This is a genomic window from Pseudoalteromonas sp. BSi20429 (assembly GCF_000238895.1).
Taxonomy (GTDB): Bacteria; Pseudomonadota; Gammaproteobacteria; order Enterobacterales; family Alteromonadaceae; genus Pseudoalteromonas; species Pseudoalteromonas arctica.
Map to the genome: position 1 here is coordinate 1 of NZ_BADV01000007.1, position 1216 is coordinate 1216.

Genomic DNA, 1216 nt, shown 5'->3' on the forward strand with positions numbered 1-1216 from the left:
CTTGTATGGATAATAAACCCATAAATTAATTAATACTTTAACCAAGTTCGGGTAATGTGAGGCCCAAGCTTTGGCTGCAACCAAAGCCTTTTATACAGTAGTTCGATTGATTGAAGGCTCCTCTATTGAGAGACCGATAACAAGAAAGAACGCTGTATAAACTCCAAGCATTAAACTCGGATAGTCAACGGGGCCTCGAGCCCGAATCGCAAGGCAGAGTCAGCTTATTATGAATACACTCAATAATCAAAATGAAATTAACGTCGGTGTCGATACAGGTAAAACTCAACTCGATATTTACATCCGACCGTTAGATATATATTTCACCGTAGAAAACAATGACGGCGGCATTAAACACGCTATAAAAACACTAAAAAAGCACCCAATAACGCGTGTTACTATTGAAGCAACTGGGCGCCTTGAACACCCCTTTATTATGGCGTGTGCTCAAGCGAATATCCCTTTCGTTGTTGCTAATCCCGTTAATATTAAACGTTTCGCAGGCGCTATTGGCCAAAAAGCAAAAACAGATAAACTTGATGCGCAACTCATCGCTCATTTTGGTGAAGCAATAAAGCCACCACTCTCATCTTTAAAGCCAGAGCAGATGCGCTTGATGAGTGATTTACTTTCTAGAAGAAGGCAGTTAATGGATATGCAAACGATGGAGAAAAATCGTTCAAAGATAATGCCAAAAACAATATCATCACTAATAAAACCTATCCTAACGGCATTAAAAAATCAGATTGACAAAGTAGATTTGAAACTACAAAAACTCATCAAAGAATGTGACGAATATAAGGTCAAGAATGACATTATTCAAAGTGTGCCTGGCGTTGGGAATGTTGTCGCATTTAACTTACTTAGTGACATGCCTGAGCTTGGGTGTGTAAACAATAAAGAGGCTGCATCACTGGTTGGTGTTGCACCATTTAATCGAGAAAGTGGTGCTTATCAGGGTAAACGGATGATACGAGGTGGACGGCCAAAAATTAGAACCGCAATGTATATGGCAATGATGTCAGCTATCCAATGTAACCCTAAATTTAAAGCTATTTATCATCGGCTAGTCGCGGCAGGAAAACCTAAAAAAGTGGCTATTATTGCCTGTATAAGAAAGCTTATAGTAATCATAAATTCTATGGTGAGGGATGGTGTCATGTGGGATCCTAAAATGGTTTGAAATTAGGAATTGACACCATAGTCACTTGTTAGG

The 1216-nt window shown here is 39.2% G+C and carries 1 protein-coding gene; it reads left to right on the forward strand.

What is annotated here, in order from left to right:
* Nucleotides 1-229: 229 nt before the first annotated feature.
* On the forward strand, nucleotides 230-1183 hold the full coding sequence (locus tag P20429_RS17995; RefSeq protein WP_007580143.1) for an IS110 family transposase: 954 nt from the start codon (nucleotides 230-232) through the stop codon (nucleotides 1181-1183).
* Nucleotides 1184-1216 lie beyond the last annotated feature (33 nt).